The sequence below is a fragment of the Streptomyces sp. NBC_01255 genome, assembly GCF_036226445.1.
Taxonomy (GTDB): Bacteria; Actinomycetota; Actinomycetes; order Streptomycetales; family Streptomycetaceae; genus Streptomyces.
Map to the genome: position 1 here is coordinate 5,483,481 of NZ_CP108474.1, position 26,041 is coordinate 5,509,521.

Annotated in this window: 22 protein-coding genes, 2 tRNA genes and 1 pseudogene; 21 read left to right on the top strand and 4 right to left on the bottom strand. The window is 73.4% G+C overall.

The window, feature by feature from the left end; genetic code table 11:
• Positions 1-78: 78 nt before the first annotated feature.
• Positions 79-1,602, top strand: coding sequence for a choice-of-anchor A family protein (locus tag OG357_RS24875; RefSeq protein ID WP_329623255.1), 1,524 nt, complete (start codon positions 79-81; stop codon positions 1,600-1,602).
• Here OG357_RS24875 and OG357_RS24880 read toward each other — a convergent pair.
• Together OG357_RS24880 and OG357_RS24885 are read right to left on the bottom strand one after the other, a co-directional pair.
• Complete coding sequence (locus OG357_RS24880) at positions 1,574-2,050, bottom strand: heme-degrading domain-containing protein (RefSeq protein ID WP_329623256.1); 477 nt, start codon at positions 2,048-2,050, stop codon at positions 1,574-1,576. The genes OG357_RS24875 and OG357_RS24880 overlap by 29 nt on opposite strands.
• On the bottom strand, positions 2,047-3,147 hold the full coding sequence (locus OG357_RS24885; protein ID WP_329623257.1) for a Gfo/Idh/MocA family oxidoreductase: 1,101 nt from the start codon (positions 3,145-3,147) through the stop codon (positions 2,047-2,049). The genes OG357_RS24880 and OG357_RS24885 overlap by 4 nt, the downstream gene beginning before the upstream one ends.
• Before the next feature lie 56 nt (positions 3,148-3,203).
• Here OG357_RS24885 and OG357_RS24890 point away from each other — a divergent pair, with 56 nt between their 5' ends.
• The 14 genes and pseudogenes from OG357_RS24890 to OG357_RS24955 form a co-directional block, all read left to right on the top strand.
• Positions 3,204-4,358, top strand: coding sequence for an ROK family transcriptional regulator (locus tag OG357_RS24890; RefSeq protein WP_329623258.1), 1,155 nt, complete (start codon positions 3,204-3,206; stop codon positions 4,356-4,358).
• A 125-nt stretch (positions 4,359-4,483) separates the two neighbouring features.
• A complete protein-coding gene (locus OG357_RS24895; RefSeq protein WP_329623259.1) occupies positions 4,484-5,659 on the top strand; it encodes a hypothetical protein in 1,176 nt (391 codons plus the stop codon).
• Positions 5,660-5,709: 50 nt separating this feature from the next.
• Positions 5,710-6,477 (top strand): GntR family transcriptional regulator, encoded by a 768-nt coding sequence (locus tag OG357_RS24900; protein WP_329623260.1) that lies wholly within the window; start codon positions 5,710-5,712, stop codon positions 6,475-6,477.
• 134 nt (positions 6,478-6,611) lie between these two features.
• Positions 6,612-7,733 carry a TIGR03364 family FAD-dependent oxidoreductase gene (locus OG357_RS24905; protein WP_329623261.1) on the top strand — a complete coding sequence of 374 codons (1,122 nt, stop codon included), beginning with the start codon at positions 6,612-6,614 and terminating at the stop codon, positions 7,731-7,733.
• A 5-nt stretch (positions 7,734-7,738) separates the two neighbouring features.
• Complete coding sequence (locus tag OG357_RS24910) at positions 7,739-8,425, top strand: phosphonatase-like hydrolase (RefSeq protein WP_329623262.1); 687 nt, start codon at positions 7,739-7,741, stop codon at positions 8,423-8,425.
• Positions 8,422-9,474 carry an ABC transporter ATP-binding protein gene (locus tag OG357_RS24915; RefSeq protein WP_329623263.1) on the top strand — a complete coding sequence of 351 codons (1,053 nt, stop codon included), beginning with the start codon at positions 8,422-8,424 and terminating at the stop codon, positions 9,472-9,474. The genes OG357_RS24910 and OG357_RS24915 overlap by 4 nt, the downstream gene beginning before the upstream one ends.
• On the top strand, positions 9,467-10,339 hold the full coding sequence (locus OG357_RS24920) for a 2-aminoethylphosphonate ABC transporter permease subunit (RefSeq protein ID WP_329623264.1): 873 nt from the start codon (positions 9,467-9,469) through the stop codon (positions 10,337-10,339). The genes OG357_RS24915 and OG357_RS24920 overlap by 8 nt, the downstream gene beginning before the upstream one ends.
• Positions 10,326-11,123: an ABC transporter permease gene (locus OG357_RS24925; RefSeq protein WP_317595641.1), complete on the top strand. Its 798-nt coding sequence runs from the start codon at positions 10,326-10,328 to the stop codon at positions 11,121-11,123. Before OG357_RS24920 ends, OG357_RS24925 begins: the two co-directional genes overlap by 14 nt.
• A 44-nt stretch (positions 11,124-11,167) precedes the next feature.
• A complete protein-coding gene (locus OG357_RS24930) occupies positions 11,168-12,226 on the top strand; it encodes a 2-aminoethylphosphonate ABC transporter substrate-binding protein (protein ID WP_329623265.1) in 1,059 nt (352 codons plus the stop codon).
• A 165-nt stretch (positions 12,227-12,391) separates the two neighbouring features.
• Complete coding sequence (locus OG357_RS24935; RefSeq protein ID WP_329623266.1) at positions 12,392-13,936, top strand: alkaline phosphatase family protein; 1,545 nt, start codon at positions 12,392-12,394, stop codon at positions 13,934-13,936.
• A 125-nt stretch (positions 13,937-14,061) separates the two neighbouring features.
• The gene (locus tag OG357_RS24940) at positions 14,062-14,841 is read left to right on the top strand and encodes an HAD-IIA family hydrolase (protein WP_317595635.1); all 780 of its coding nucleotides are present in this window, start codon (positions 14,062-14,064) and stop codon (positions 14,839-14,841) included.
• 74 nt (positions 14,842-14,915) lie between these two features.
• A complete protein-coding gene (locus OG357_RS24945) occupies positions 14,916-15,572 on the top strand; it encodes a hypothetical protein (RefSeq protein WP_329623267.1) in 657 nt (218 codons plus the stop codon).
• 2 nt (positions 15,573-15,574) lie between these two features.
• On the top strand, positions 15,575-16,243 hold the full coding sequence (locus OG357_RS24950) for a class F sortase (protein ID WP_329623268.1): 669 nt from the start codon (positions 15,575-15,577) through the stop codon (positions 16,241-16,243).
• Between the two features lie 396 nt (positions 16,244-16,639).
• A pseudogene (locus tag OG357_RS24955) lies at positions 16,640-17,524 on the top strand (glycoside hydrolase family 6 protein); the annotation flags it as partial.
• A gap of 80 nt (positions 17,525-17,604) precedes the next feature.
• On the opposite strand, the gene OG357_RS24960 reads toward OG357_RS24955, so the two are convergent.
• Positions 17,605-17,678 (bottom strand) — tRNA-Lys (locus OG357_RS24960).
• A gap of 183 nt (positions 17,679-17,861) precedes the next feature.
• Here OG357_RS24960 and OG357_RS24965 point away from each other — a divergent pair.
• The 6 genes from OG357_RS24965 (at position 17,862) to OG357_RS24990 (ending at position 25,848) form a co-directional block, all read left to right on the top strand.
• On the top strand, positions 17,862-19,397 hold the full coding sequence (locus tag OG357_RS24965) for a peptidoglycan-binding protein (RefSeq protein WP_329623269.1): 1,536 nt from the start codon (positions 17,862-17,864) through the stop codon (positions 19,395-19,397).
• Between the two features lie 25 nt (positions 19,398-19,422).
• Complete coding sequence (locus OG357_RS24970; protein ID WP_329623270.1) at positions 19,423-21,390, top strand: SPFH domain-containing protein; 1,968 nt, start codon at positions 19,423-19,425, stop codon at positions 21,388-21,390.
• 161 nt (positions 21,391-21,551) lie between these two features.
• Complete coding sequence (locus tag OG357_RS24975; protein ID WP_329625690.1) at positions 21,552-22,145, top strand: lytic polysaccharide monooxygenase auxiliary activity family 9 protein; 594 nt, start codon at positions 21,552-21,554, stop codon at positions 22,143-22,145.
• A gap of 40 nt (positions 22,146-22,185) precedes the next feature.
• Complete coding sequence (locus OG357_RS24980; protein WP_329623271.1) at positions 22,186-23,868, top strand: AMP-binding protein; 1,683 nt, start codon at positions 22,186-22,188, stop codon at positions 23,866-23,868.
• Positions 23,869-23,941: 73 nt separating this feature from the next.
• Entirely contained in the window at positions 23,942-25,255 is a 1,314-nt protein-coding gene (locus tag OG357_RS24985) for a sensor histidine kinase (protein ID WP_329623272.1), read from the top strand.
• Entirely contained in the window at positions 25,177-25,848 is a 672-nt protein-coding gene (locus OG357_RS24990) for a response regulator transcription factor (RefSeq protein WP_329623273.1), read from the top strand. The genes OG357_RS24985 and OG357_RS24990 overlap by 79 nt, the downstream gene beginning before the upstream one ends.
• Before the next feature lie 90 nt (positions 25,849-25,938).
• On the opposite strand, the gene OG357_RS24995 is transcribed toward OG357_RS24990, so the two are convergent.
• Positions 25,939-26,012: transfer RNA gene (locus OG357_RS24995), tRNA-Lys, on the bottom strand.
• Positions 26,013-26,041 lie beyond the last annotated feature (29 nt).

A 26,041-nucleotide genomic window follows, 5' to 3' on the forward strand; every position in this document is an offset into this window, starting at 1 on the left:
TGAATCCTCTGGCGTGAAAACGGCGGCGTCCCGCGTGGGGCGTCGCCATTTTCGTGTGCTTTTTGCATATTGCCCGGTATGGAACAAGACACGCACGATCGGCGGCCCGCCCGGCGCCGCCTCGCCGTCATCGCCGCGGCCACGGTCGGGGCCACCGCCCTGGTCGGTGCACTGGCCGTCAACGGCTTCGCCGATCCGCTCCCCGGCGGCCTCGGCCCCTGCCTGCCGGGCAACTGCCCGCCCGACGGCTACCCGCCCATCAACAGCGGCGGCGTCGTCTTCCGCGACAACAACATCAACATCTTCGTGGGGGGCGACTTCCTCGTCCGCGAGGCCGCGGCCGAGGCCGAGGGCAAGGTCGTCGTCCTCGGCGGCTTCGACCAGAACAAGCGCGCCGGCGTATCGAGCGTGTACAACGTCGGCATCGTCGGAGCCGGCTCGCGCATCCCGCCCGACGACGGCACCGACTTCCTCACCGTCGGCAAGGACCTGACGGTGGCCTCCGGCCAGTCCCTCCTCGCCGAGGAGGCCGACGTCAAGGGCGTCGTGCGGTACGGGGGCGTGCTCTCCGGGACGGTGAACCCCGCCCCGGTCCACGACGCCGCGGCCGCAGACCAGTACACCGCCCTCCGGGGGCAGCTCACCGACGCCAGCCAGTGCTACGCGTACGTGAACGGCGGCTCCCGCACCGCCACCGGAACCGCCGTCAACAACGACACCGAGACCCTCTTCACGGGTGACGGCAGCTCGGATCTCCAGGTCTTCAACGCCGACTTCGACCTGGAGTCGGCGAGCGGCGGGCAACAGGGCATCCGCTTCGAGAACATCCCCGCCGACGCGACCGTCCTCGTCAACGTCCTCGGCGCCGACCGCACCGTCGACACGTTCATCGCCGGGCTCCCGGACGGACTGCGTGACCGCGTCCTGTGGAACTTCCCGGACGCGACGAAGGTCAAGTTCGAGGGCACGGCCCAGTTCGCGGGCAGCGTGCTCATCGGCAACCAGGCCAGCACGGCGACGGTCACGATGCCGGGCACGAACGGCCGCTTCTTCACCACCGGGAACCTGACGCACGCCTCGGAGACCGACGGCGGCGGTGGCCAGGAGATGCACGCCTACCCGTTCAACGGTGACCTCCCGTCCTGCACGGACTCCACGCCCACCCCGACGCCGACCGACCCCACGCCGACCCCGACGGACCCGACGCCGACCCCGACGGATCCCACGCCGACTCCGACGGACCCGACGCCCACCCCCACGGACCCGACCCCCACGCCGACGGACCCGACGCCGACCCCGACGGATCCCACGCCCACGCCGACGGACCCGACGCCGACTCCGACGGATCCCACGCCGACCCCGACCGATCCCACGCCGACGCCCACCGATCCCACGACCGGCGGCGGTGACTCCGGCGGTTACGGCGACGACTCCGGCGGTTACGGCGACTCCGGCGGCAACCACGGCCCGCACGGCGGCGGCCAACTGCCCGAGACCGGCGCCGGCACCGGGAAGATCGTCATGGGCGCCACCGCAGCGGGCCTCGCCCTCGGCGGCGGAATCCTCGTGACCGTCAGCCGTCGCCGGAGGCGTACGAACTGAGCAGTCGCTCCAGTGCCTCGACGACCAGCGCGTGGTCCTCGGCCTGCGGCAGACCCGAGACCGTGACCGAACCGATCACCCCCGCGCCCTCGACCGCGACCGGGAACGCACCGCCATGGGCGGCGTACAGGTCGGGGTCGAGGCGCGAGGACGCCTCGAAGGTCGTTCCCTTGGCGCGGAACCGGGCGCCGACCAGGAACGAACTCGCGCCGTACCGCTCGACGACGCGCCGCTTCCGGTCGATCCAGGCGTCGTTGTCCGCGCTGGACCCCGGCAGCGCGCAGTGGAACAACTGCTGCGCGCCCCGCCGGATGTCGATCGCGACGGGTGCCCGCCGTTCCCGGGCCAGGCCGACGAGGAGGGTGCCGAGCGTCCAGGCGTCCTCGTACGTGAATCGAGGGAGGACCAGACGGGCCTCCTGCGCCTCCAGTTCGGGGATCTCGCTCACAGGGCCACCGTGATTCCCTCGTGGGCCGACCGCTTCGCCGCCTCCAGGACGTCGAGCGCGGCGGCGGCCTCGTGCGCGGTGACCGGGTTCTCGCCGGTGCCGCGGAGGGCGGCGGCGACGGCCGCGTAGTACGCCGGGTAGGCGCCGGGCAGTGACGGGACCGGGGTGCCGCCGCCGGTCAGCGGGGACTCCCCGGAGCCGAGCCGGCCCCACAGCTCCTCCGGCTCCACGCCCCAGACCGTGCCCGGCACGGGCCGCAGGCCCTCGCGCAGGGCGGCCTCCTGCGGGTCGAGCCCGTACTTCACGAAGCCCGCGCGCTGCCCGAGCACCCGGAAACGGGGGCCGAGCTGGGCGGTGGTGGCGCTCACGTACAGATGGGAGCGGACACCGTTGGCGTGCGTGACCGCGAGGAAGGTGTCGTCGTCGGCGGCGGCGCCCGGCCGGCGTACGTCCGACTCGGCGTACACCGAGACCGCCGGGCCGAAGAGCACGAGGGCCTGGTCGACGACGTGGCTGCCCAGGTCGTACAGCAGCCCGCCGATCTCCTCGGGCGCGCCCGACTCCCGCCAGCCGCCCTTGGGCTGCGGGCGCCAGCGCTCGAACCGGGACTCGAAGCGCTGGACCTCGCCGAGCGCGTCCTCGTCGAGGAGGCGGCGGAGGGTCAGGAAGTCGTTGTCCCAGCGGCGGTTCTGGAAGACCGACAGCAGCAGGCCCCGCGCCTCGGCGAGGGCGGCGAGGCCGCGCGCCTCGGCGGCGGTCCCGGCGAGCGGCTTGTCGACGACGACCGGGATGCCGGCCTCCAGTGCGGCGGTCGCGACGGCGACGTGCGTCTTGTTGGGGGAGGCGACGACGACCAGGTCGAGCTCGTCCGCAGCCCCCCGCTCCCACAGCTCCTCCGGGGAGCCCGCGACCCGTACGCCGGGGTGCGCGGCGCGGGCCTCGGCGGCCCGCTCCGGATTGCCCGTGGTGACGGCGGCGAGGACGAGGTCCTCGGAGGCGGCGATCAGCGGGGCGTGGAAGACGGAGCCCGCGAGGCCGTAGCCGACGAGTCCGACGCGGAGTGGGGTGCGCGGGGTACGGGGGTCGGTGCCAGTCATGCCAGCCACTTAAGCAACGCTGTTGCCAAAGTGCAAGCGACCGCGACAATGGGGGCGTGAAGAGGGAGCAGAGGGACCAGGGCGGCGTGAACGTACCGGCGCTGCGCAGCCACAACGCCGCGCTCGTGCTCGACCTCCTGCGCACGGCGGGGGAGACGGGGATCAGCCGCCTGGAACTGGCCGAGAGGACCGGCCTCACCCCGCAGGCCGTCAGCAAGATCACCGCCAGGCTCCGGGCCGAGGGCCTCGCGGCGGAGGCGGGCCACCGCGCCTCGACGGGCGGCAAACCCCGCACGGTCCTGCGCCTGGCGCCCTCCGCCGGGTACGCGGTCGGCGTCCACCTCGACCGCGACGAGCTGACGACCCTCCTGGCGGACCTCGCGGGCACGGTCGTGTCCCTGCGCCGCCGCCCGGTCGACCTGGGGGAGGGGGCGGGTCCGGTCCTGGACGCGGTGACGGGGGAGGTGCGGGCGCTGCTCACGGAGGGCGCCGGTGAGCCCACCGGGGCAGGGGAGTCCGTCGGGGAGGGGGAGTCCGTCGGGGAGGGGGAGTCCGCCGGGGCGGGGGAGTCCGCCGGTCCCGTCCTCGGGGTCGGCGTCGCCATGCCCGGGCCCCTGGACCATCGCGCCGGGGTGCCCGGCCGCGTGACCGGATTCCCCGCCTGGGACGGGTATCCGGTACGGGACGAACTGGCCCGGCTCCTCGGGCTGCCCGTCGTCCTCGACAAGGACACGAACGCCGCCGCCCTCGGCCTCGCCCTGCGGCCCGCCGCCCCCGGCTCCTTCGCCTACGTCCACCTCGGTACGGGGCTGGGCGCCGGCCTCGTCCTCGGCGGTGTGCCGCTGCGCGGGGACAGGACAGGGGCGGGCGAGCTCGGGCACCAGACCGTCCAGCTCGACGGGCCCCCGTGCGACTGCGGCGGGCGCGGGTGCCTGGAGGTCCTCTGTCTCGCGGCGGTCGCGCGCGGCGAACTCGCCGAGGCCGCGCGGATCCTCGGCGCGGGCGCGGCCAACCTCGTACGGCTCCTCGACATCGATCAGGTCCTGCTGGGCGGGCGGGTGGTGCTCGGCGCGCCGGAGGTGTTCGCCGACGGGGTCCGGGAGGTCCTCGCCGGGCTCGGGCTCCCGACGTCGGTCGCCGTGGCCGCGGCCCCGCAGGCGGTGGCGGTGGGCGCGGCGTGGCTCGTCCTCGCTCCGATCTTCGGACAATAGGCTGATCGGGCGGATTGCTCGGGCCGTCCGGGGGCGCGAGCGGTGTCGCTGCCCGACCCGCCCGCCCGGGCGTGGCAGCGTCGCGGCCGACCCGTACGCCCGCCAGCAGCAAAGGCAGCCACCCCATGGCAACCGCCCCTCTGCGCCAGCGCACCGCCCTCGCCGTGACCGCGACCCTGGCCGCGTCGGCGAGAGCGACCGCGAAGACGGCGGCCGTCTCGGCGGCTGTTTCGGCGGTCACTGCGACCGCTGCCCTCGCCCTCACGGCCCCTGCCCTCGCGACCCCGGCCCCGACGACGCTCGCCGCAGCGCCCCCGGCGCTCAACGCTCCGGCCCGCAACGCCCCGGCGCTCAACGTCCCGCCCCTCGGCCCAGCCGCCCCAGCCGCCCCCGGAGCCCCCGCCCCCAGCGCCTCCGCGCCCCCCGCCCTCAACGCCCCCGCGCCCGACGCCCCGGCCCCCGTCGTGCCCGCGCCCGACCCGCCCGCCCCCTCCTGCGGCACGGCGGCCGACGGCGGGTTCCCGCTTGCGACCCGGATCCACGGCGGCCCGGCCGACTACGCCGCCGGCGGCCCCCTCCAGGCCTGGAAGCTCGACCTCACGAACACCACCGACGCGTCCTGCACCGGCGTCCACCCCGTCCTCGTCCTCGCGGACAGCGACCGGGGCCGCGCCCTCCGGCCCGCCCAGATCCGCTTCGAGTTCTACGACGCGGGGTCTGCCCGCTGGTGGCCCGTGGTCTTCGAGACGACCGAGGAGGCCGAGAACGTGGGCGTGTTCGCCGACTTCGGCGGCTTCGCGGTCCCCGCGGGCCGGACCCTCACCGTCCCCGTACGGCTCGCGTTCCGCGAGGACACCGCTCCCGACGAGGTCGTCGTGAGCGCGGCGGTCGTCCAGCGCCGGGGCGCCGACGGCGACTGGGTCGGCGCGTCCGGCGACTACCGCCTGACCGTCGGCCCAGTCGTACCCGACGCATCCGGTACGCCCGAGCCGACCGCCGAAGCGGCCGAGCCGCCGGGCCGGACCCCCGCGGAGCCGAAGGTCCCGAAGGACGCGGACGCCACCGCCCCGAGACCTGAACTCGCCCGCACCGGACGGGAGTCCGGCGAGGACGCCCTCGTCCTCGCCCCGTTCGCCGCCGCGCTCGTCCTGCTCGGCGCCGGCCTCGTCCGCACCGCCCAACGCACGGTCCGGCGGACGGCCCGCAGCGCCGCCCGCGGCACCGCCCGCAGCGCCGCCGGCGGGGCCGTCCCCCGTACCGCCCGGGCCCCCCACCACCCCCGCCACCCCCGGCACCCCTGAGCCACGTTCCGTACACCTCCCCGTTCATCACCGTCTGCGACGATCCTTCCGTGAACTACCAGACCGCCCCCGCCGACCCCGGCGCCCCCGTCCGTTCCGGCGTCCCCGAGCACGGCAGGGTCCCCAAGTACTACGCCGTGAAGGCGAAACTCTCCCTGCTCGTCGAAGAGTTGGGGGAGGGTGGGCTACTGCCCACCGAGCGTGACCTCGCCGTCCGATACGAGGTGTCCCGCGAGACCGTCCGGCAGGCGCTGCGCGAACTGCTCCTGGAGGGCCGGGTGCGCCGCCAGGGCCGCGGCACGGTCGTCGCGGGCCCCAAGCTCGAACAGCCCCTCTCGCTCGCCAGCTACACGGAGGGCGTCCGCCGGCAGGGCCGCCGCCCGGGCCGCAGCCTGATCTCCCTCGACCGCTTCCCCTGCCCGGAGGCGCTCGCGCCGGAGATCGGCGCCGAACGCGGCGAGCCCGTCTGGCACATGGAGCGCGTGCTGCTCGCCGACGACGAGCGGGTCGGCCTGGAGAGCACGTATGTCACCGAGGCCCGCGCCCCGCGCCTGGACGTCGACTTCGACCCGGACTCCTCCTTCTACGCCTACCTCCACGACCACCTCGGTGTGACCTTCGGCGACGCCGACGAGCGGATCGAGACCGTGCTCGCGACCCCGCGCGAGGCCCTGCTCATCGGCACCCCGCCCGCGCTGCCGATGCTGCTGCTCCACCGCGTCTCCCGGGACACCTCGGGGCGCCCCCTGGAGCGGGTCCGCACCCTCTACCGCGGCGACCGGTTCAGCTTCACGGCGCACCTGGGCCGCCAGGACTGACCCCGACCGCAGGTGCCCACGGCCCCTGAATATCACAGAACGATAACGGGTCTGGTCCAAGCTTGTCGGGCCGTTCACCGTCCCGTTGCCCACCGGATCCGTCCGGGCCACCCGCCGCCACGACCGTTTCGGCCATGAAGGTGATCGTCGTAGGAGCCGGCGTGGTGGGAACCATGCACGCCTGGCACGCAGTGGAACGCGGCCATGAGGTCGTACACATCGAGCGCGAGGCGGAGGCGCGCGGAGCATCCCTCCGCAACTTCGGCCAGATCTGGGTGAGCGGACGCGCGGGCGGGGAGGAGCTCGACACCGCCCTGCGCGCCCGCGACCTGTGGGAGGGCATCGGGGCCCGCGTCCCCGGGCTCGGCTTCCGGGCCATCGGCTCCCTCACCCCCGTACGCAACGACCTGGAACTGGCCGTCGCCGAGGCCGCCCTCGCGCGGCCCGACGCCGCCGCCCGCGGCTACAAGCTGCTGACGGCGGACGAGGCCCGCGCGGTCAACCCCGCCCTGCGCGGCGCATTCGAGGCCGCCCTCTGGTGCGAGCGGGACGCGGCGGTCGAGCCGCGCCTGGCCCAACTCGCCCTCCGTGAGGCGCTGCTGGCCACCGGGAAGTACACCTTCCTGCCGAACCGTGAGGTCCGGGACGTCGTCGGCAGGGGCGCCGTCCGCGACGACCGGGGCGAGACGCACACCGGCGACGCCGTCGTCCTGTGCACCGGCGCCTGGCTCTCCGGCCTCGTCCGCGAGGTCGCCGGCGAGATACCCGTCCGCCGGGTCCGGCTCCAGATGATGCAGACCGAGCCCCTCGGCGAGGCGCTCACCACCTCCGTCGCCGACGCCGACTCCTTCCGCTACTACCCGGCGTACGCCTCCGAGGCCCTCGACGCCCTCAACTCCGGTCAGCCGCAGGACCCGACCGCCGCCGCCCACAAGATGCAGCTCCTCATGGTGCAGCGGCTCGACGGCGGACTGACCATCGGCGACACCCACGAGTACGAGCACCCCTTCGCCTTCGACACCCTCGAAGACCCCTACGAGCACCTCACCCGCGTCGTCGAGTCGTTCCTCGGCCGCCCGCTGCCGAAGATCAAGCGCCGCTGGGCCGGGGTGTACGCGCAGTGCGTCGACACCAGCCGGGTCGTGCACCGCCAGCAGGTCGGCGACGGGGTGTGGCTGGTGACCGGGCCCGGCGGGCGTGGCATGACCTGCTCGCCCGCCATCGCCGAGACGACCGCGAACGAACTGGGCTGGTGACACCGATGACCAAGAACGACCCGATGAACCTCGTCGTCCTCGACATGGCCGGCACGACCGTCGCCGACGGCGGCCTCGTCGAGCGGGCCTTCTCCGCCGCCGCCGAGCGCCTCGGCGAGGACCCCGCCACGATGATCGACTACGTCCGCGCCACCATGGGCGAGTCCAAGATCTCCGTCTTCCGCCACCTCTTCGGCGGCGACGAGAACCGCGCCGAGCAGGCCAACCTCGCCTTCGAGGAGGCCTACGGAGAGCTCGTCTCCGGCGGCCTGATCGCGCCGATCCCCGGCGCGGCCGAGGCCGTCGCCACGCTGAAGGAGCAGGGCAGGACCGTCGTCCTCACCACCGGCTTCGCCCGGGTCACCCAGGACGCGATCCTCGACGCTCTCGGCTGGCGCGACCTCGTCGAGCTGACCCTCTGCCCGGCCGACGCCGGCGGCCGGGGCCGCCCCTACCCGGACATGGTCCTCGCGGCCCTCCTCCGTACGGGCGCGGTCGATGACGTCCGGCGGATCGCGGTCGCGGGCGACACCTCGTACGACATGCTCAGCGGCTCCCGCGCGGGCGCCGGGATCGTGGCGGGCGTCCTCACCGGCGCCCACGGCGAAACCGCGCTCGAAGAGCACGGCGCCACCCACGTCCTCGCCTCGATCGCCGAACTCCCCGCACTCCTCCGGGAGCTGGAGGCATGAACAGCGGTATCCGCTTCGAGGGCGTCTCCGTCGCGTACGGCGGCACCACCGTCCTGGACAGCCTCGACCTGACCGTCGAACCCGGCGAGGTCATGGCCCTCCTCGGGCCCTCGGGATCCGGCAAGACGACCGCGCTGCGGGCCGTCGCCGGGTTCGTGCGGCCGGCCTCCGGGCGGGTGTTCATCGGCGGCCAGGACGTCACCGCCCTCCCGCCGTACAAGCGGGGCATCGGCATGGTCGTCCAGCAGTACGCCCTCTTCCCGCACCTGCGCGTCGACGCCAACGTCGCCTTCGGCCTCAAGGCCCAGAAGGCGCCCAAGGCCGAGATCCCCGCCCGGGTCGCCGAGGCCCTGGAGATGACGGGCATGGCGGCGTACGCGCGCCGCTACCCCCGCGAGCTCTCCGGCGGGCAGCAGCAGCGTGTCGCCATCGCCCGCGCCCTCGCGATCCGGCCGCGCGTCCTCCTCCTCGACGAACCGCTCTCCGCCCTCGACGCCCAGCTCCGCTCCGGCATGCTCGCCGAACTGGCCCGACTGCACCGCGAGTTGCCCGACGTGTCGATCCTGTACGTCACCCACGACCAGGTCGAGGCGCTCACCCTCGCCGACCGGATCGCCGTCATGGACAAGGCCCGGCTCCAGGACTGCGGCACCCCGCAGGACCTGTACCGCCGCCCGCGTACGGAGTTCACGGCGTCGTTCGTCGGCAATGCCAACCTGCTGCCGGTGACGGTCGGTTCGGACGGCGTCGCCTTCGCCGGCACCGAGCTGAAGCTCCCCACCGACGGGGTGGCCGCCGGCGCGAGCGCCACCCTCTGCGTCCGCCCGCACCTGGTCGGCCTCGGCGAAGGACCGAACGCGCTCCGGGGCCGCGTCACCGAGGTCCAGTGGCGCGGCTCCACCCACCGGCTGTACGTCGAGGTCGGCGGCCACCGCGTGAAGGCGGACGTGCGCGAACTCCGCGAGACCCCGGCGCTCGGCACCGAGGTCACGCTCCACTTCGCCCCGCACGACGCGGTGCTGCTCGGCGCGGGGGTGACCGATGGCTAGCGCCGTGCGGATCGCCGCCCCGGCGGCGGCGGATCAGGGGCCCGGCCGGTCCACGAGGACGCCCCGCTCCCTCCCCGCCTGGGTCTGGGCACTGCCCCCCGTCGCCGTCCTCGCGCTCGTCTTCCTCTACCCCCTCGCGCTGGTCGTCCAGGAGTCCCTGGCGCCCGGCGCGTACGCCGACGTCTTCGCCTCCGAGTCCTTCCGCGACGCCCTCGTCACCACCGTGTGGCTCGCCGTCGCCTCCACGGTCGGCTGCCTCGTCCTCGGCTTCGCGCTCGCGCTCGTGATCGCCTTCGTGCCCTTCCCCGGCGGGAAGGCGGTGGCGAAGTTCATCGACGTCTTCCTCTCCTTCCCGTCGTTCCTGATCACGCTCGCCCTGCTGTTCCTCTACGGCACGGTCGGCATGGCCAACGGCGTCTGGACGGACGTCACGGGCGACACGACCGGCCCGTTCCAGTTCCTCACGACCCCCTGGGGCGTCCTCCTCGCCGAGATCACGTACTTCACGCCCTTCGTGATGCGCCCGCTCCTCGCCGCGTTCTCGCAGCTGGAGACCGCCCAGCTGGAGGTGGCGTCCTCCCTCGGCGCGAGGCCGCTCCGCATCATCCGGCAGGTGATCCTGCCCGAGGCGCTGCCCGCGCTCGCCGCCGGCGGCAGCCTCGTCCTCGTCATGTGCCTCAACGAGTTCGGGATCGTCCTCTTCACCGGCGCCAAGGGCGTCACGACCCTCCCGATGCTCGTCTACAGCAAGGCGATCCTCGAATCCGACTACGCCGCCGCCTGCGTCGTCGCCGTCGTCAACGTCGCGCTCTCCGTCGGCCTCTACGTCCTCTACCGGGGGGTGAGCCGCCGTGCTGGTGCATAGCCGGACGGGCAAGTGGACGGCCTGGGCGCTGTTCGCGGTCCTCTTCGTCCCCCTCTTCGCCCTGCCCCTGCTCGTCATCGTCGCCGCCTCGTTCTCCACGCACTGGTCTGGCGCCTTCCCCTCCGGCCCCACCACCGCCCACTACACGGCGGCCGTGCGCGGAGAATCCCTCCAGGCGCTCACCACCAGCCTGGTCACCGCCGTCACCGCGAGCCTGATCGCCCTGACCGTCGGCACCTGGGCGGCGCTCGCGTCCGCCGCGATGGGCAAGCGGGGCCGCAGGATCCTCGACGCGCTCTTCATGCTGCCGGTCGCCGTGCCGTCCGTCGTCGTCGGACTCGCCGTCCTCGTGGCGTTCTCGCAGCCGCCGGTGCTCCTCAACGGCACGCGCTGGATCGTGATCCTCGCGCACACCGTGCTCGTCACGGCCTTCGCCCACCAGTCGGTCTCGGCGGCCATCCGCCGTCTCGACCCGATGTACGAGCAGGCGGCGGCCAGCCTCGGCGCCCGCCCCTCGTACGTCCTGCTCCGCGTGCGGCTCCCGCTCCTGCTGCCGTCCCTGAACGCGGCGGCCGGGCTCTGCTTCGCCCTGTCCATGGGCGAGCTGAGCGCCACGATGATGCTCTACCCGCCGGACTGGCTGCCGCTTCCGGTCCTCATCTTCACGGCCACCGACCGGGGTTCGCTCTTCACCGGTTCGGCCCTCGCCGTGGTCCTCATGGCCGCGACCCTGCTGGCCCTGCTCGCCGTCTCCCGCATCCGTACCAGAGCTTCCTTCCGCTAGTCCGCAGCCCGCCAGTCCGCATTCCGCTAGGAGAAAACGACGTTATGCGTACGTACGCCAAGCCGATCGCCGCCGTCACCGGCGCACTCGCCCTCGCCTCCACGCTCACCGCCTGCGGCGGCTCCTCCGCCGCCTCCGACGAGAAGATCGTCACCGTCTACAGCGCCGACGGCCTCAAGGGCGAGGCGGGCGACGGCTGGTACGACAAGGTCTTCAAGGACTTCGAGAAGCAGACCGGCATCACGGTCAAGTACGTCGAGGGCGGCTCCGGCGAGATGGTGCAGCGCGCCCTCCGCGAGAAGAGCAACACCCAGGCCGACGTCATCGTGACCCTGCCGCCCTTCATCCAGCAGGCCGACTCCAAGGGCCTGCTCCAGGCGTACGAACCCAAGGGCGCCGACCAGGTCGGCGGCGGCGACAAGTCCGGCGACGGCAAGTGGACCTCGGTCGTCAACAACTACTTCGGCTTCATCCACAACAAGAAGGAGCTGCCGGCCGCGCCCAAGAGCTGGGAGGAGCTGCTCGACGCGAAGTACAAGAACAAGCTCCAGTACTCGACCCCCGGCGTCGCGGGCGACGGCACCGCCGTCCTCATCAAGGCCATGCACGACTTCGGCGGCCAGGAGCCGGCCATGGAGTACCTGAAGAAGCTCCAGGCCAACAACGTCGGCCCGTCCTCCTCCACCTCCAAGCTCGCCCCGAAGGTCGACAAGGGCGAGCTCCTCGTCGCCAACGGCGACGTCCAGATGAACTTCGCCCAGGCCCGGTCCATGCCGAACCTCGGCATCTGGTTCCCGGCGAAGGGCGCCGGCAAGCCGACCACCTTCGCCCTGCCGTACGCGGCGGGCCTGGTCGACAAGGCCCCGCACGCCGACAACGGCAAGAAGCTCCTCGACTTCATGCTGAGCGAGCAGGCCCAGCGCGAGGTCAGCGCGATCGGCGGCGGCTTCCCGGCCCGCAAGGACGTCAAGCCCACCGACGCCAACGCGATCGAACTCGCCAAGCTCCTCGAAGGCGTCGAGATCTTCGAGCCGGACTGGGCCGACATCGACAAGAACCTGAAGACGTACGTCGACGGGTGGAAGTCCGCGACCGGCAGCTGACCGGCAGCCGACCGGCAGTCGATCGGTAGCCAAGAGTTCACCGCACGCCCCTGGAAAGCCTCCGTACATCGCGGAAAGATAACGGGTACGAACCAACGCCTCTGAGAAATCAGGGGCGTTGGCGCGCGTTCGCCCCCCTATCGACCTCTGACGGAGGACTCCGACATGCCGATCACCGGCATCTCCCGCCGCACCGTGCTCGCCGCCGCAGGCGCCACCGCGGCCGTCGCCGCCACCGGCGCGCTCACCGCCCCCGCCGCCCACGCGGCCACCACCGCCGCCCCCACGCTCCCCAACGGCACCAGCAAGGACAAGGTCCTCGTCGTCGGCATGGACGGCCTGCGGTACGACAGGATCGACGCCGCCAAGGCCCCCCACCTCAAGTCCCTGATGACGAACGGCACGTTCGGCCGCTCCCTGCTCTACGCGAACCCGATGGCCGCGACCTCCTCCGGCCCCGGCTGGTCCACCATCTCCACGGGCGTCTGGCCCGACAAGCACGGCGTGAAGGACAACACCTTCACCGGCAAGAACTACGGCCAGTACCCCGGTTTCCTGGCCCGGCTGCACCAGATCCGCCCCGAGCTCTCCCTCTTCGCCGCCGTCGACTGGCCCGAGCTGGACACCCACGGCACCGTCACCCCGGGCGCCGACGCCAAGCTCGTCTACAACAACAACTACGTGGTCAACGACCTGGTGATCACCGACGCGACGGAGGACATCCTCCGCAACCAGAACCCCGACGTCCTCTTCGTCTACTTCGGCGAGACCGACGAGATCGGTCACAACTACGGCGCCGCGCACAGCAAGTACCTCGACGCCATCGACGTCCAGGACGCCTACCTCGGCCGCCTCCTCACCGCGATCAAGGCCCGCCCCGCGTACGCCACGGAACGCTGGACGGTCATCGTCACCACCGACCACGGCCACACCGACGGCGGCGGCCACGGCGGCTCCGCCATCGAGGAGCGCCGCACCTTCGTCCTCGCCCAGGGCCCCGGCATCGCCGCCGGCGCCCGCCCGATCGACACCCGCCTCGTCGACGTCGCCGCCACCGTCTTCCACCAGCTCGGCATCGTCCCCGCCGCGTCCTGGGGCCTCGACGGCAAGCCGATCCAGCAGCGCTCGACCGACCCCTTCGACAGCCTGTACGGCTCGCTCACCGGCCGCGTCGACGAGACCGGCATCCCCGCCGGGATCCTCGGCTTCACCCACACCGCGCCCAGCGGCTGGTCCGTCGTCAACAACGCCATGGGCACCGGCGGCATGACCGAGTGGCGCGGCTGGTCCTTCGCCACCGACGAGTTCTGGTCCCGCGCCCAGCGCGACCAGTCCCGCGAGCTCAACGTCCGCGCCCGGGGCGTCTTCGCCGTCGCCGATTCCGACGAGTGGGCCGACAAGTCCTTCTCGGGTCCGTACGACTCGACCCTCGTGACCCCCGCGTACAGCGTCGCGGGCGCGACCCGGGCCACCCTCGACTTCACGACCTTCTACCGCCAGGAGGGCAGCCAGACCGCCCAGGTCCTGGCGAGCTTCAACGGCGGCACCCCGACCGTCGTCAAGAGCTACACCTCCGACGTGATCTCCCAGCCCCAGTCGCTCACCGTGAACGTCCCCGCCGGGACGTCCAGCGTGAGCTTCCGCTTCCGCTACACCGGCGCCAACAACTGGTACTGGACGATCGACGGCGTCAAGGTCACGGCTTCCTGATCAAGGCTTCCTGATCACCGACGGGGTCAGGACCAGCCCATCCTGACTACCCTGGGGGCGTCGCCACAGCGCTGTCGCGGCGCCCCCAGCACACCGCACGTCTGTACGGCAGGAGTCCCGCACCCATGGCAGAGCGCAAGCCGATCGAATCCTGGCTGACCGACATGGACGGCGTCCTCATCCACGAGGGCGTCCCGATCCCCGGCGCCGACGCGTTCATCAAGAAGCTGCGGGAGACCGGGAAGCCCTTCCTGGTCCTCACGAACAACTCGATCTACACGGCCCGCGACCTGCACGCCCGCCTCGCCCGCATGGGCCTCGAAGTCCCCGTCGAGAACATCTGGACCTCGGCCCTCGCCACCGCCAAGTTCCTCGACGACCAGCGCCCCGGCGGCACCGCGTACGTCATCGGCGAGGCCGGCCTCACCACCGCGCTGCACGACATCGGCTACGTCCTCACCGACCACGACCCGGACTACGTGGTCCTCGGCGAGACCCGGACGTACTCCTTCGAGGCGATGACCAAGGCCGTACGGCTCATCAACGCAGGCGCCCGCTTCATCTGCACCAACCCCGACGAGACCGGCCCCTCCCTGGAGGGCCCGCTCCCGGCCACCGGCTCCGTCGCCGCGCTCATCACGAAGGCCACCGGCAAGGAGCCGTACTTCGCGGGCAAGCCGAACCCGCTCATGATGCGCACCGGCCTCAACGCCATCGGCGCCCACTCCGAGTCCAGCGCGATGATCGGCGACCGGATGGACACCGACATCCTGGCCGGTCTGGAGGCGGGCATGCAGACCTTCCTGGTCCTGACCGGCCTGACCAGCCAGGCCGAGATCGACCGCTTCCCGTTCCGCCCGTCCAAGATCGTGAACTCGATCGCGGACATCGTCGACCGCGTGTAGCGGACGCCCCGCCCGCCCCCTGCGGATGCGAAGAGCGCCGATCCGGGTGACCCTGCCAGTACCAGGAGGTCACGATGCGTTCAGGTCCCATTGCTCTCCGTGCCGCGGGGGCGGCCGTCGTACTTGTACTGGCACCCACGGCCGGTAGTGCGTACGCCCACGACGGGGTGAAGGCCACCGTCACCCCGTCCACCGCCTTGCCCGGCGCCGACGTCGACGTCCACGTCAAGGGCTGCAAGGGCACGACCGGTGCCGCGAAGTCCCAGGCGTTCGTCGCCGACGTGGAGCTCACCGGCCGGGACGGCGGGGACCACCCGCTGTTCGGGGACACCACGATCAAGTCCGGACTCGAGGACGGTACGTACAAGGTCACCGTGACCTGTGACGGCCACGACCACCGGGACGTCGGCACGGTGCAGGTCAAGCACCACAAGCCGACCGAGAAGCCGACGCACAAGCCGACCGAGAAGCCGACCCACGAGCCGACCCACCACGCGAGCCCGGTCGCCCCGGTCCGCGCGGGCGGCGGCGGCACCGCCGCCTTCGCCGCCCCGGCCGCCCCCGGAGTCGCCCAGACCACGACCGAGAGCGGCCTCGGCACCCCGTACACCCTGCTCGGCCTCGGCATGGCCGCGATCGCGGCCGTGGCGGTCGCCTTCCGCACCTCCCGCCGCCGCACCGCCGGCCCCGGCTCCGGCACGGATTCGGGCTCGGGTCCGGGCTCGGACTGAGGATGCCGTCCGGAACCCGCCCGGCGGGCACCGGGCGGCTCGTCACCGGTGTCGCCTGGGCGCTGCTGCTCCTCGGGCTCTGGCTCTGGGGCCGTGAGGTCACCGAGGGCCCCGGGGGCAGCTCCGCGCCCACCCACGGCGACATCGCCGCCGTCGGCCGGCCGCTCGGCGTGGCACTGCCCCCGGCCCACGAGCCGCTCGCCCCCGCCGCACCCCGGCGGGTGGAGGTCCCGTCCCTCGGCATCGCCGCGCCCGTCGTGGCGCGCGGCCTGGACGGTACGGGCGCGATCGACCCGCCGCCCTTCGCGATGCCGCACGCGGTGGGCTGGTTCGGCGCCGGCACCCCTCCGGGTGCGGCCGGGGCCGCCCTCCTCGTCGGCCACGTCGACACCGACACCCGCCCGGCGGTCTTCTACGGCCTGAGCGCGGCCCGCCCCGGCGCGAAGGTCCGGGTCACCCGGACGGACGGCACGGTCGCCGAGTTCACGGTCGACGACGTCCAGGTCTTCCCGCGCGAGCACTTCGACGCGACCAAGGTCTACGGCCGGCGCGAACCCGGCCGCGCCGAACTCCGCCTGATCACCTGCGGCGGCACCTTCGACCGCACGGCCGGCACGTACTCGGCGAACGTGGTCGTCTCGGCGTACCTCACGGGGGCGGCGGCGTCCTGAGGACCCGGCGACCGGGCCCGGCCGGTGGGCCGCGTCCCGCAAGCGCCACCGGCCGGTCCAGTCCTCGACCGCGGGGCTCACGGGCGGCGGGAGGGAGCCCGGTGCCGGCCGCGGGAGGTCGGGGTTCCGGAAACTGTAAAGGCCCTGCCTCGCCCGGCCCAGAGGGCTGTCGTGTCACGATGACGGCGACCGCTCCGTACGTGCCGAGGGGCCCCGAATGTCCGTATCTCCCTGCGCGCGTCGCGCGGGACTCACCCTCCCGGCTCTGGCGCTCGCGTTCCTCCTCACCGCCGGCTGTACGAGCCCGGCCACTCCGCGCGCCACGAGCGCCCCGCCCGCCGCCGACGCCGCCCCCGCTCCCACCCGGCCCGCGGCCGGGGCCGCCCCCGCTCCCACCCCGTCCGCCCCACCCCCTACTGGGTGAACCCCGACGGCAAGGCCGCCCGGCAGATGGCCGCGCACCTCGCCGCGGGCCGCACCGCCGAGGCCGGGCTGCTGCGGCGGATCGCCTCCCGGCCGGTGGCCGAGTGGATCGGCTCCGACCGGCCCGAGGACGAGACCCGCGCCGTCACCGAGGCCGCCACCCGCGCCGGGCGCGAGGCGCTCCTCGTCCTCTACGACATCCCGCACCGCGACTGCGGCCAGCACTCGGCGGGCGGCGCGGCGGACCCCGCCGCCTACCGCGCCTGGGTGGACGCCGTCGCCCGCGGCATCGGCGCGCGGCGCGCGACCGTCGTCCTGGAACCGGACGCCGTGATGCACGTCGTCGACGGCTGCACCGAGGAGCGGCACCACGGGGAGCGGTACGAGCTGCTCAAGGCGGCCGTCCTGCGGCTGAAGCAGCAGCCGGCCACCACCGTCTACCTGGACGCGGGCAACGCGGGCTGGGTCGCTCCGGCGCAGCTGCGCGGCCCGCTCCAGGAGGCGGGGATCGCCGAGGCCGACGGCTTCGCGGTCAACGTCTCGAACTTCCAGACGACCGCGGCGAGCACCACCTACGGCCGGCAGCTGTCGGCGCTGCTCGGCGACAAGCCCTTCGTGATCGACACCAGCAGGAACGGGAACGGCCCCTACGCCGAGGGCGACCCGGCCCAGAGCTGGTGCAACCCGCCGGGCCGCGCGCTCGGCGCGCCGCCGACCCGGAGCACCGGGGACCCGCTGGTCGCGGCGTACCTGTGGATCAAGCGGCCGGGCGAGTCGGACGGGGAGTGCCGGGGCGGCCCGAGGGCGGGGGAGTGGTTCGACGCGTACGCGCTGGAACTGGCCCGCAACGCCCGGTAGTTCGGGGCGGGGGAGGAGCCCCGCGCCCTCGGGAACGACCAAGGCTCCCTCACCGATGGTGAGGGAGCCTTGACTCTGCGTGCGCCGCCAGGGACTCGAACCCCGGACCCGCTGATTAAGAGTCAGCTGCTCTAACCAACTGAGCTAGCGGCGCCTGCTGACAGAGAGAACTCTACCGGACCTGGAGGCGTGCTCCTGACCAATATCGGTCGCGTCCGGCCTGTTGGATGGTCGTACTGGGCCTTCGATCCGTCAAAATGCGATTTGTCCAGACAGTTGAGACACTGGCGCCCGAACCGAGGGTCAAAAGATCTTGACGAGTGTGGAGGGGAATCGCATGAGCGTGCCGGTCTTCGAGGAGTTCGAACCCGCGGCCGACTGCGGCTGCCCGGGCTGTGCCCAGCAGCGCCGTGGCCTCGCGCTTGGCCTGCCCGTGCGGGCCGGCGGCCACCCGGCGGCACACGGCGCGCGCCGCGCGCTGGTCCTGGTGACGGCGGCGGGAGTGGTCCTCGGCGGGGGAGGGGCGGGAGTGGCGACGGCCCTCTCCCGCCCGGCGGAGCCGGTCGGCCCGATGGGCCCGTTCACCCCGGCGGACGTGGATGCGGGCCCGGGCCCGAGTGCGGGCACGGGCACGGGTACGGGTACGGGTACGGAGATGGACACGGCGGTCCTGCGGGAGCGGTCGGCCGCGGGCGCCGCCGACCACGTGAGTCCCTGGCCTGGGCCGGACACCCCGCAGGGCGGGCGGGAGCCGCTGCACGGAGCGCCGGGCCCCAACCCCCAGCCCTCCCCGACGCCGACCCCGCCCCCCGGTACGGGTACGGGGACGGCCACCACCCCGGCGACCAGCCAGATCTCGACGGGCACGCTGCGGCAGACGACCCGGGCCGAGATCATCAACCGCGCCAAGCTGTGGGTGACCGCACAGGTCCCGTACTCCATGGAGAAGTACTGGTCGGACGGGTATCGCCAGGATTGCTCCGGCTACATCTCCATGGCCTGGAACCTGCGCAGCAACGAGTGGACCGGGAGCCTCGACCGCTTCGCCGAGCGGATCGACCGCACCGAGCTCCAGCCCGGCGACATCCTGCTGTTCCACAACCCGGCCAACCCGACGCGCGGCTCGCACGTCACGATCTTCGGCGGCTGGACCGACTACACCCACACCTCGTACATCGCGTACGAGCAGACCAAGCCGCGCACGCGGAAGCAGGCGACGCCCATGGCGTACTGGGAGAACTCCGGCCGGTACGTGGCCTACCGCTACAAGGGCGTGGTGAGCGGCGGCAGCGGGGGCGGCACGACCGGCGGCGGGTCGAAGCCGACGACGCCGACCACGCCGGCGACCCCGTACCCGGGCGCGGGCAAGTTCGGCCCGGGCGCGAACAACTCCCACGTCACCCAGCTCGGCAAGCTCCTCGTCGAGCGCGGCGGCAAGAAGTACTACAGCAAGGGACCGGGTCCGAAGTGGGGCGAGGCGGACCGGCGTGCGACCCAGGCGTTCCAGCTCGCGCAGGGCTGGAAGGGCAAGGAAGCGGACGGCCTGCCCGGGCCGGACACGTGGAAGCTCCTCGTCGCCGGCAAGGGTAAGGACATCGGCGGATCGGGTGGTTCGGGCGGTTCGAGCGCGAATGCGACGGGGTTCCCCGGGCGTGGCTACTTCCGTCCGGGCCAATCCCACGCATATGTGGAGAAGCTGGGCAAACAACTGGTGAAGCGGGGCTTCGGCAAGCACTACCTGTCGGGACCCGGTCCGCGCTGGACGGAGGCGGACCGCCGCAACGTCGAGGCGTTCCAGCGGGCTCAGGGCTGGCGCGGCGGAGCGGCCGACGGCTACCCGGGCCCGGAGACCTGGCGGCGCTTGTTCCGATGACCCCGAGAGCATGAGGTGGACCCGAATGACCGCATCGACCCCGACCCCCGCGGACTCCGGCGCGGCGGCCTCGCGTGACGCGGCCCGCACGGCCAGACGCCTGACGGACGGCACCCTTCCCCGCACGTCACCACAGCCGGGCGGGGAACCGGTACCGCCCGCCACGGCCACCGGGCCGAACCGTCCCCCGACACCACTCGAACCGACACCACTCGCCCCGACACCACTCGCCCCGGCGGACCCCGCGGCAGCCGGCCCGCCGCCGACCGCACCCGCCCCGGCGGGCCCGGTGGCCGACAAGCCGACGGGCGACCCGGCGGCCCCGGTCCTTGTACCTGCACCTGTACCTGCACCTGACGAGGGCACGAAGCCGCCCGCCCCGCCGACGGACGCACCCACCCACGTGGGCCCGGTGTTCGTCACGCCCACGCCCACGCCCACGCCCGCGCCCACGCCGACGCCCGCCTCCTCGAATCCAGCCGGGGGCACGAGGACGGGTCCGCTCGGCTCGGTCACGGGCTCGGTCATCGGTACGCCGACGGGTGCGCGTCCACCGGCCTCCAAGGAGGAGGCAACCCCCAAGGGAGAGGCGGCCCCCGCCGAGCCGCTCCCGGACTCCTCCCCGAAGGCACCCGCACCCGCCGTGGTGCCCGTGCCCCCGGTCGCCGCCAAGGTCTCCGTGGTCAAGAAGCGCGTCGACGTGCCCGACTTCGGGCGGATCACCGAGGCGCGGGTCGCCGCGCTCGCCGTGCCCGTCGCCGGTGTCGTACGGGTCGCGCGGCGGAAGAACGTGATCGGGGCCGAGACCACCGGCTCCATCCCCGTGCACCTGCTCTTCCGGGACGAGCCGGAGGGCGGCGCCACCGGCACGGCCCTCGGCGCGCACGGGGACGACGAGGGTCCCGACACCGTCGCGATGGCCGCGACCGCCGACCCGGCGAGGAACGGCAAGGCGGCCATCCCGGCACCCGCGAAGACGCAGACGAAGCCGTCGAACCGGTCAGGCCCCAAGGGCCAACCCCACCCCCAGGCCCAGGCCCGGAAGCAGCAGCAGCCCCGGCCCGAGGCCCGCCCCGCCCCCACCGCCGATCCCGATCTCGTCGAGCGGCCCGGCCCGGTGCTGCCGGGCTGGGTCGGCGTGGTCGGCGGCGCCCTCGCGCTCGCCGGCTGCGCGGCGGTCGTGTGGTGGACCGGGGCCGTGCCGGAGGAGGCGGCGCGGATGCTGCGGCTGCCGGCCCGCCCGTACCACGGCATCCATCTCGGCCAGTGGGCGCTGCTCGCGCTCGGTGTCGTCGCCACTCTCTTCGCGGTCGGCGGTCTCGGCCGCGGCCGGGTCGGTTACGCCTGGGTCCTGACCCTCTTCGGGGACTACCGCGGCACCGTTCGCCGTACGGGTCTGGTCTGGGTCAGCCCGCTCCTGCTCCGCCGTCGTGTCGACGTCCGGCTCCGGCACTGGCGCAGTGAGCCGCTGCCCGCGGTCGACGCGAAGGGCACGGCCCTGGACGTCGTCGTCCTCGTCGTCTGGCGGGTCCGGGACACCGTCCGCGCCGCGCTGGGGGTCGACGGCCACGAGGAGTACCTGCGGGAGCAGGTGGAGGCGGCGATGGCCCGGGTGCTGTCGCAGCTTCCGGCGGACGCCTTCCACGAGGACGCCCCGACGCTCCGGGACTCCGAGGCGGTCGGCGAGGCCCTGACCCGGATGCTGTCGGCGGAGTGCGCCCCGGTCGGGGTCGACGTCTTCTCGGCGCAGCCGACACGCATCGAGTACGCCCCCGAGGTCGCGGCGGCGATGCAGCGGCGCCGGATTGCGGCGATCGACGCGAAGCACCGGGACAGTGTCCTGACGTCGGTGGTGGACGCGGTGGACGACGTGGTCCACCGGCTGACCAGTCGTGGTCTGGTGGAACTGGACGACTACGAGCGCAAGGCGCTGGTCAAGGACCTGACGGTGGCGTTCTACACGGGCAGGACGGCGCCCGCCGAAGGAGCCTGAGGGGATGGACATGTTCAACTTCCGTCCATACCTTGGTACTTGGTCCAGACCAAAATGAGTCACCCGCACCACACCGAGTAAGACCGCAATACCGCAATACCGCACGCGTGCGCACGGCCCAACGGAACTCCCCCACGTTCTCCTGGAGCGACAGCATGCACATGCGCAAGAAATCCATAGGGGCGACGGTGGTGGCGCTCGGCGTCGCCGGCGCCTCCCTCCTCGCCACCGGCAGCGCGGGCAGCCACGGCTACACCGACTCGCCGATCAGCCGTCAGAAGCTCTGCGCCAACGGCACCGTGACCAACTGCGGCAACATCCAGTGGGAGCCGCAGTCGGTCGAGGGCCCCAAGGGCTTCCCCGCCGCCGGTCCCGCCGACGGCACGATCTGCGCCGGCGGGCTCGGGCAGTTCGCCCAGCTCGACGACCCCCGGGGTGGCGCCTGGCCGACGACGAGCCTCACGGCGGGGCAGAGCCACAGCTTCCGCTGGCAGTTCACGGCCCGGCACCGCACCACCGACTTCAAGTACTACATCACCAAGAACGGCTGGAACCCGAGTCAGAAGCTGACCCGGGCCGCGCTCGACCCCCAGCCGTTCCTCACCGTCCCCTACAACAACCAGCAGCCGCCGGCGACTCTCTCGCACTCCGGGACCCTCCCGGCGGGCAAGACGGGCCGTCACCTGATCCTGGCGGTGTGGACGATCGCGGACACCACGAACGCCTTCTACGCCTGCTCGGACGTCAAGTTCTGAGGCATTCAGTTCTGACGGTACGTCAGTTACAGTCCGGTCCATGAGTGGGAGTGGTGCGGACACCGTCGCGGAGCTCGTACGGCGCCAATGGGGCGACCACCGGATCGGCCTGAGGGACGAGCACCACACCCTCAGCCATCACGAGGTCGCCGCGGGCGCCGCCGCGCGGGCCGCACTGCTCGTGGACCTGATGCCACCCCTGCCGGGGCGCGAGCCGCACCTCGGCATCCTGCTCGACAACACGCCGGAGTACCCGCTCTGGCTCAGCGCGGCGGCCCTCGCGGGGGCCGCCGTCGCCGGGATCAACCCGACCCGGCGCGGCGCCGAACTCGCCCGGGACATCCGGCACACCGACTGCCGGATCCTGGTCACCCAGCGCGCCCACCTGCCGCTCCTCGACGGCCTCCCGCTGCCCGGGCTGCGCATCCTCGTCACCGACACCGACGCCTACCGGGAGCTCCTCGCCCCCTACGGGGACGCCCGCCCGGGAGACGCCACCCTCGGACCCGTACGCCCCGACAGCCGCTTCCTGCTCTCCTTCACCTCCGGTTCGACGGGCGCGCCCAAGGCCGCGCTCTGCAGCCAGGGGCGCCTCGCCGCCGCCGGCGCCTCGCTCGTCGCGCACTTCGGCGTACGCCGCGAGGACGTCCACTACGTCTGCATGCCGATGTTCCACGGCAACGCGGTGATCGCGGACTGGGCGCCCGCGCTCTCCGCCGGCGCGGGAGTGGCGCTCCGGGCCCGCTTCTCCGCCTCCGGCTTCCTGCCCGACGTACGCCGCTTCGGCGCCACCTACTTCACGTACGTCGGCCGCGCCGTGCAGTACCTGCTCGCCACCCCGCCCGGCCCGGAAGACCGCGCGCACCCGCTGCGCCTCGGCTTCGGCACGGAGGCCGGGGCGGTGGACGCCGCCCGCTTCCGGGAGCGGTTCGGGGTCCCGCTCGTCGAGGGATACGGCTCCTCCGAGGGCGGCGCGGCGATCCAGCGGACCCCCGACACCCCGACCGGGGCGATCGGTCGGGCCGCGCCGGGCGACGACCTGGCCGTACTGGACGCGGAGACCGGCAAGGAGTGCGCACCGGCCCGCTTCTCGCCCACGGGACGGCTCCTCAACACGGACGAGGCGGTCGGCGAGCTCGTCAACCGGGGCAGAAACCCCTTCGAGGGCTACTGGCGCAACCCCGAGGCGGAGGCGGTCCGGCTGCGCGGCGGCTGGTACTGGACGGGCGACCTCTTCTACCGGGACGAGGCCGGCTTCCTCTACTTCGCGGGCCGCACGGACGACCGGCTGCGGGTCGACAGCGAGAACCTGGCGGCGGCGATGATCGAGAACATCCTCGCCCGCTGGGACCGGGCCGCCGGGGTGGCGGTGTACGCGGTACCGGACCCGGTGGCCGGCGACCAGGTCATGGCGGCGCTGGCCCTGCGCGAGGCGGCCGACTTCGACCCGGCGGAATTCGCGGCCTTCCTCGCCGCGCAGCCGGACCTGGGCACGAAGATGCCGCCGCGCTTCGTCCGCGTGATGCGGGAGCTGCCCCTGACGGCCACCAACAAGATCCACCGCGTGGGCCTGCGCCGCGCGTCCTTCCTCTGCCCGGACCCGGTCTGGTGGCGCCCGACCCCCACCGCCCCGTACGAGCCCCTGACCCCGGAGGCGACCACCGCACTCCAGGCGGAGTACGCCCGCCACGGCCGCACCCCGACCCAGGAGGCCCGGGGGTAGGCCCAGCCCCACCCCCGCCACGCCCCCCAACCCCATGGCCCCGCCCAGGGGCCCGCGCCTACCGTGGGCGCTCATGGAACCCCGTAACCCCTGGCAGGCGCTCACCCGGTCACACTTTCCGCTCGGCTCCTGGCCCTGGCGGGCCGCCGGGTATCTCGCCGGCGGGGGGATCGTCGGGGCACTCGCCTGTCTCGTGCTCATCGTCCTCGGGGTGTTCTCGCTGTTCCTCGTGGGGCTGCCGCTGCTCCTCCTCTCCGGGCTCGCCCTCGGCTCCGTCGAGCGGCTCCGGCTCCGGCTCGTCGACCGTGACCCGGCCCCCGACCCGCACCGCGTCCCCGCCGCACCCGGTCTGACGGCCTGGCTCCGGCTCCGGGCCGGGGAGCAGGCGACCTGGCGGGAGCTCGGGTACGGCCTGCTGCTCGCCACCGTCCTGTGGCCGCTCGACCTCATCGCGCTCGCCGTCGGCGTCGGCCTTCCCCTCGCCCTCCTCAGCACCCCGCTCCAGCTGGCGGCGGACGGCCACGAGGCGAAGGTCGTCAAGGCGTACCTGGTCACCTCCTACCCCGAGGCCTTCGCCGCCGCCCTCATCGGGGCCCTCCTCCTCGTCGCCCTCGCCTACCCCCTGGCCGCCGTCGCAGGAGCCCGCGCCGCCCTCGCCCGGGCCCTGCTCGCCCCGCGCGAGACCGACGCGGGGGACGGCAGGATCGGCGAGGTCATCGCCTCCCGCGCCCGGCTCGTCGACGCCTTCGAGGCCGAGCGCCGCCGCATCGAGCGCGACCTCCACGACGGGGCCCAGCAGCGGCTCGTCGCCCTCACCATGACCCTCGGCCTCGCCCGCCTCGACGCCCCGCCGGGGCCGCTCGCCGACCAGCTGGCCAAGGCGCACGCGGAGGCCGGGCAGGTCCTGACCGAGCTGCGGGAGCTGATCCACGGCATCCACCCGCAGGTCCTGGCCGACTACGGCCTCGGCGCGGCCCTCGCGGACGCCGCCGACCGCTCGGCCGTCCCCGTGGACACCGACATCGACCTGCCCCGGCTGCCCGCCTCCGTCGAGAGCGCCGGCTACTTCGCGGTCTGCGAGGCACTCGCCAACATCGGCAAGCACAGCGGCGCCGCCCAGGCGAGGATCACCGCCCGGTACGCGGACGGCGTCCTGCGGCTCGACGTCGAGGACGACGGGCGGGGCGCCGCCGACCCGGCCCGGGGCACCGGGCTCACCGGACTCGCCGACAGGATCGCCGTCCTCGATGGCACACTGACGATCATGAGCCCGCCCGGCGGGCCGACCGTCCTCCGAGTGGAGATCCCGTGCCAATCGCTCCCCGCGCTCCGAGAAGCCTCCGTGTCGTCCTCGCCGAGGACAGCGTCCTCCTCCGGGAGGGACTGATCGGGTTCCTGACGCGATTCGGCCACGAGGTCGTCGCCGCCGTCGGTGACGCCGACGGCCTGCGCGAGGCGGTCGCCGCCCACGAGCCGGACATCGTCGTCACCGACGTCCGGATGCCGCCCGGCTTCCAGGACGAGGGGCTGCGCGCCGCCGTCGCGCTCCGCGCCGAGCGGCCCGCCCTGCCGGTCCTCGTCCTGAGTCAGTACGTGCAGCGCAGCTACGCCGCCGACCTCCTCGACTCGGGCGACGGCACCGGCGTCGGCTACCTCCTGAAGGACCGGGTGGGGCAGGTCGAGGAGTTCGTCGAGGCCCTCACCCAGGTCGCCGACGGGGGCACGGTCGTCGACCCCGAGGTCGTACGGCAGCTGCTGCGCCGCCACCGGGACCCGCTGGAGGCACTGACCCCGCGCGAGCGGGAGGTCCTCGGCCTGGTCGCGGAGGGGCACTCCAATGGGGAGATCGCCCGCCGTCTGGTGGTGACCGAGGCCGCCGTCGGCAAGCACATCGGGAACATCCTGGCCAAGCTCGATCTGCCGCAGGCCGAGGACACCCACCGGCGCGTCCTCGCCGTCCTCACCTACCTCCGGGCATGAGGGGGAGGAGCGCGGACGAGCGCGGACGAGCGCGGACGAGCGCGGACGACAAGAAAGCCCCCCGCCGAAGCGAGGGGCTTTCCCTGTCTGTGCGCCGCCAGGGACTCGAACCCCGGACCCGCTGATTAAGAGTCAGCTGCTCTAACCAACTGAGCTAGCGGCGCCTGCTGACAGAGAAAATACTACCTGGTGT

Bases quoted from the DNA above. Each gene is read 5' to 3' on its own strand.
- OG357_RS24875 (WP_329623255.1), top strand. From the start codon at position 79: ATGGAACAAGACACGCACGATCGGCGGCCCGCCCGGCGCCGCCTCGCC.
- OG357_RS24885 (WP_329623257.1), bottom strand. From the start codon at position 3,147: ATGACTGGCACCGACCCCCGTACCCCGCGCACCCCACTCCGCGTCGGA.
- OG357_RS24895 (WP_329623259.1), top strand. From the start codon at position 4,484: ATGGCAACCGCCCCTCTGCGCCAGCGCACCGCCCTCGCCGTGACCGCG.
- OG357_RS24905 (WP_329623261.1), top strand. From the start codon at position 6,612: ATGAAGGTGATCGTCGTAGGAGCCGGCGTGGTGGGAACCATGCACGCC.
- OG357_RS24910 (WP_329623262.1), top strand. From the start codon at position 7,739: ATGACCAAGAACGACCCGATGAACCTCGTCGTCCTCGACATGGCCGGC.
- OG357_RS24915 (WP_329623263.1), top strand. From the start codon at position 8,422: ATGAACAGCGGTATCCGCTTCGAGGGCGTCTCCGTCGCGTACGGCGGC.
- OG357_RS24920 (WP_329623264.1), top strand. From the start codon at position 9,467: ATGGCTAGCGCCGTGCGGATCGCCGCCCCGGCGGCGGCGGATCAGGGG.
- OG357_RS24930 (WP_329623265.1), top strand. From the start codon at position 11,168: ATGCGTACGTACGCCAAGCCGATCGCCGCCGTCACCGGCGCACTCGCC.
- OG357_RS24935 (WP_329623266.1), top strand. From the start codon at position 12,392: ATGCCGATCACCGGCATCTCCCGCCGCACCGTGCTCGCCGCCGCAGGC.
- OG357_RS24940 (WP_317595635.1), top strand. From the start codon at position 14,062: ATGGCAGAGCGCAAGCCGATCGAATCCTGGCTGACCGACATGGACGGC.
- OG357_RS24945 (WP_329623267.1), top strand. From the start codon at position 14,916: ATGCGTTCAGGTCCCATTGCTCTCCGTGCCGCGGGGGCGGCCGTCGTA.
- OG357_RS24950 (WP_329623268.1), top strand. From the start codon at position 15,575: ATGCCGTCCGGAACCCGCCCGGCGGGCACCGGGCGGCTCGTCACCGGT.
- OG357_RS24965 (WP_329623269.1), top strand. From the start codon at position 17,862: ATGAGCGTGCCGGTCTTCGAGGAGTTCGAACCCGCGGCCGACTGCGGC.
- OG357_RS24970 (WP_329623270.1), top strand. From the start codon at position 19,423: ATGACCGCATCGACCCCGACCCCCGCGGACTCCGGCGCGGCGGCCTCG.
- OG357_RS24975 (WP_329625690.1), top strand. From the start codon at position 21,552: ATGCGCAAGAAATCCATAGGGGCGACGGTGGTGGCGCTCGGCGTCGCC.
- OG357_RS24980 (WP_329623271.1), top strand. From the start codon at position 22,186: ATGAGTGGGAGTGGTGCGGACACCGTCGCGGAGCTCGTACGGCGCCAA.
- OG357_RS24985 (WP_329623272.1), top strand. From the start codon at position 23,942: ATGGAACCCCGTAACCCCTGGCAGGCGCTCACCCGGTCACACTTTCCG.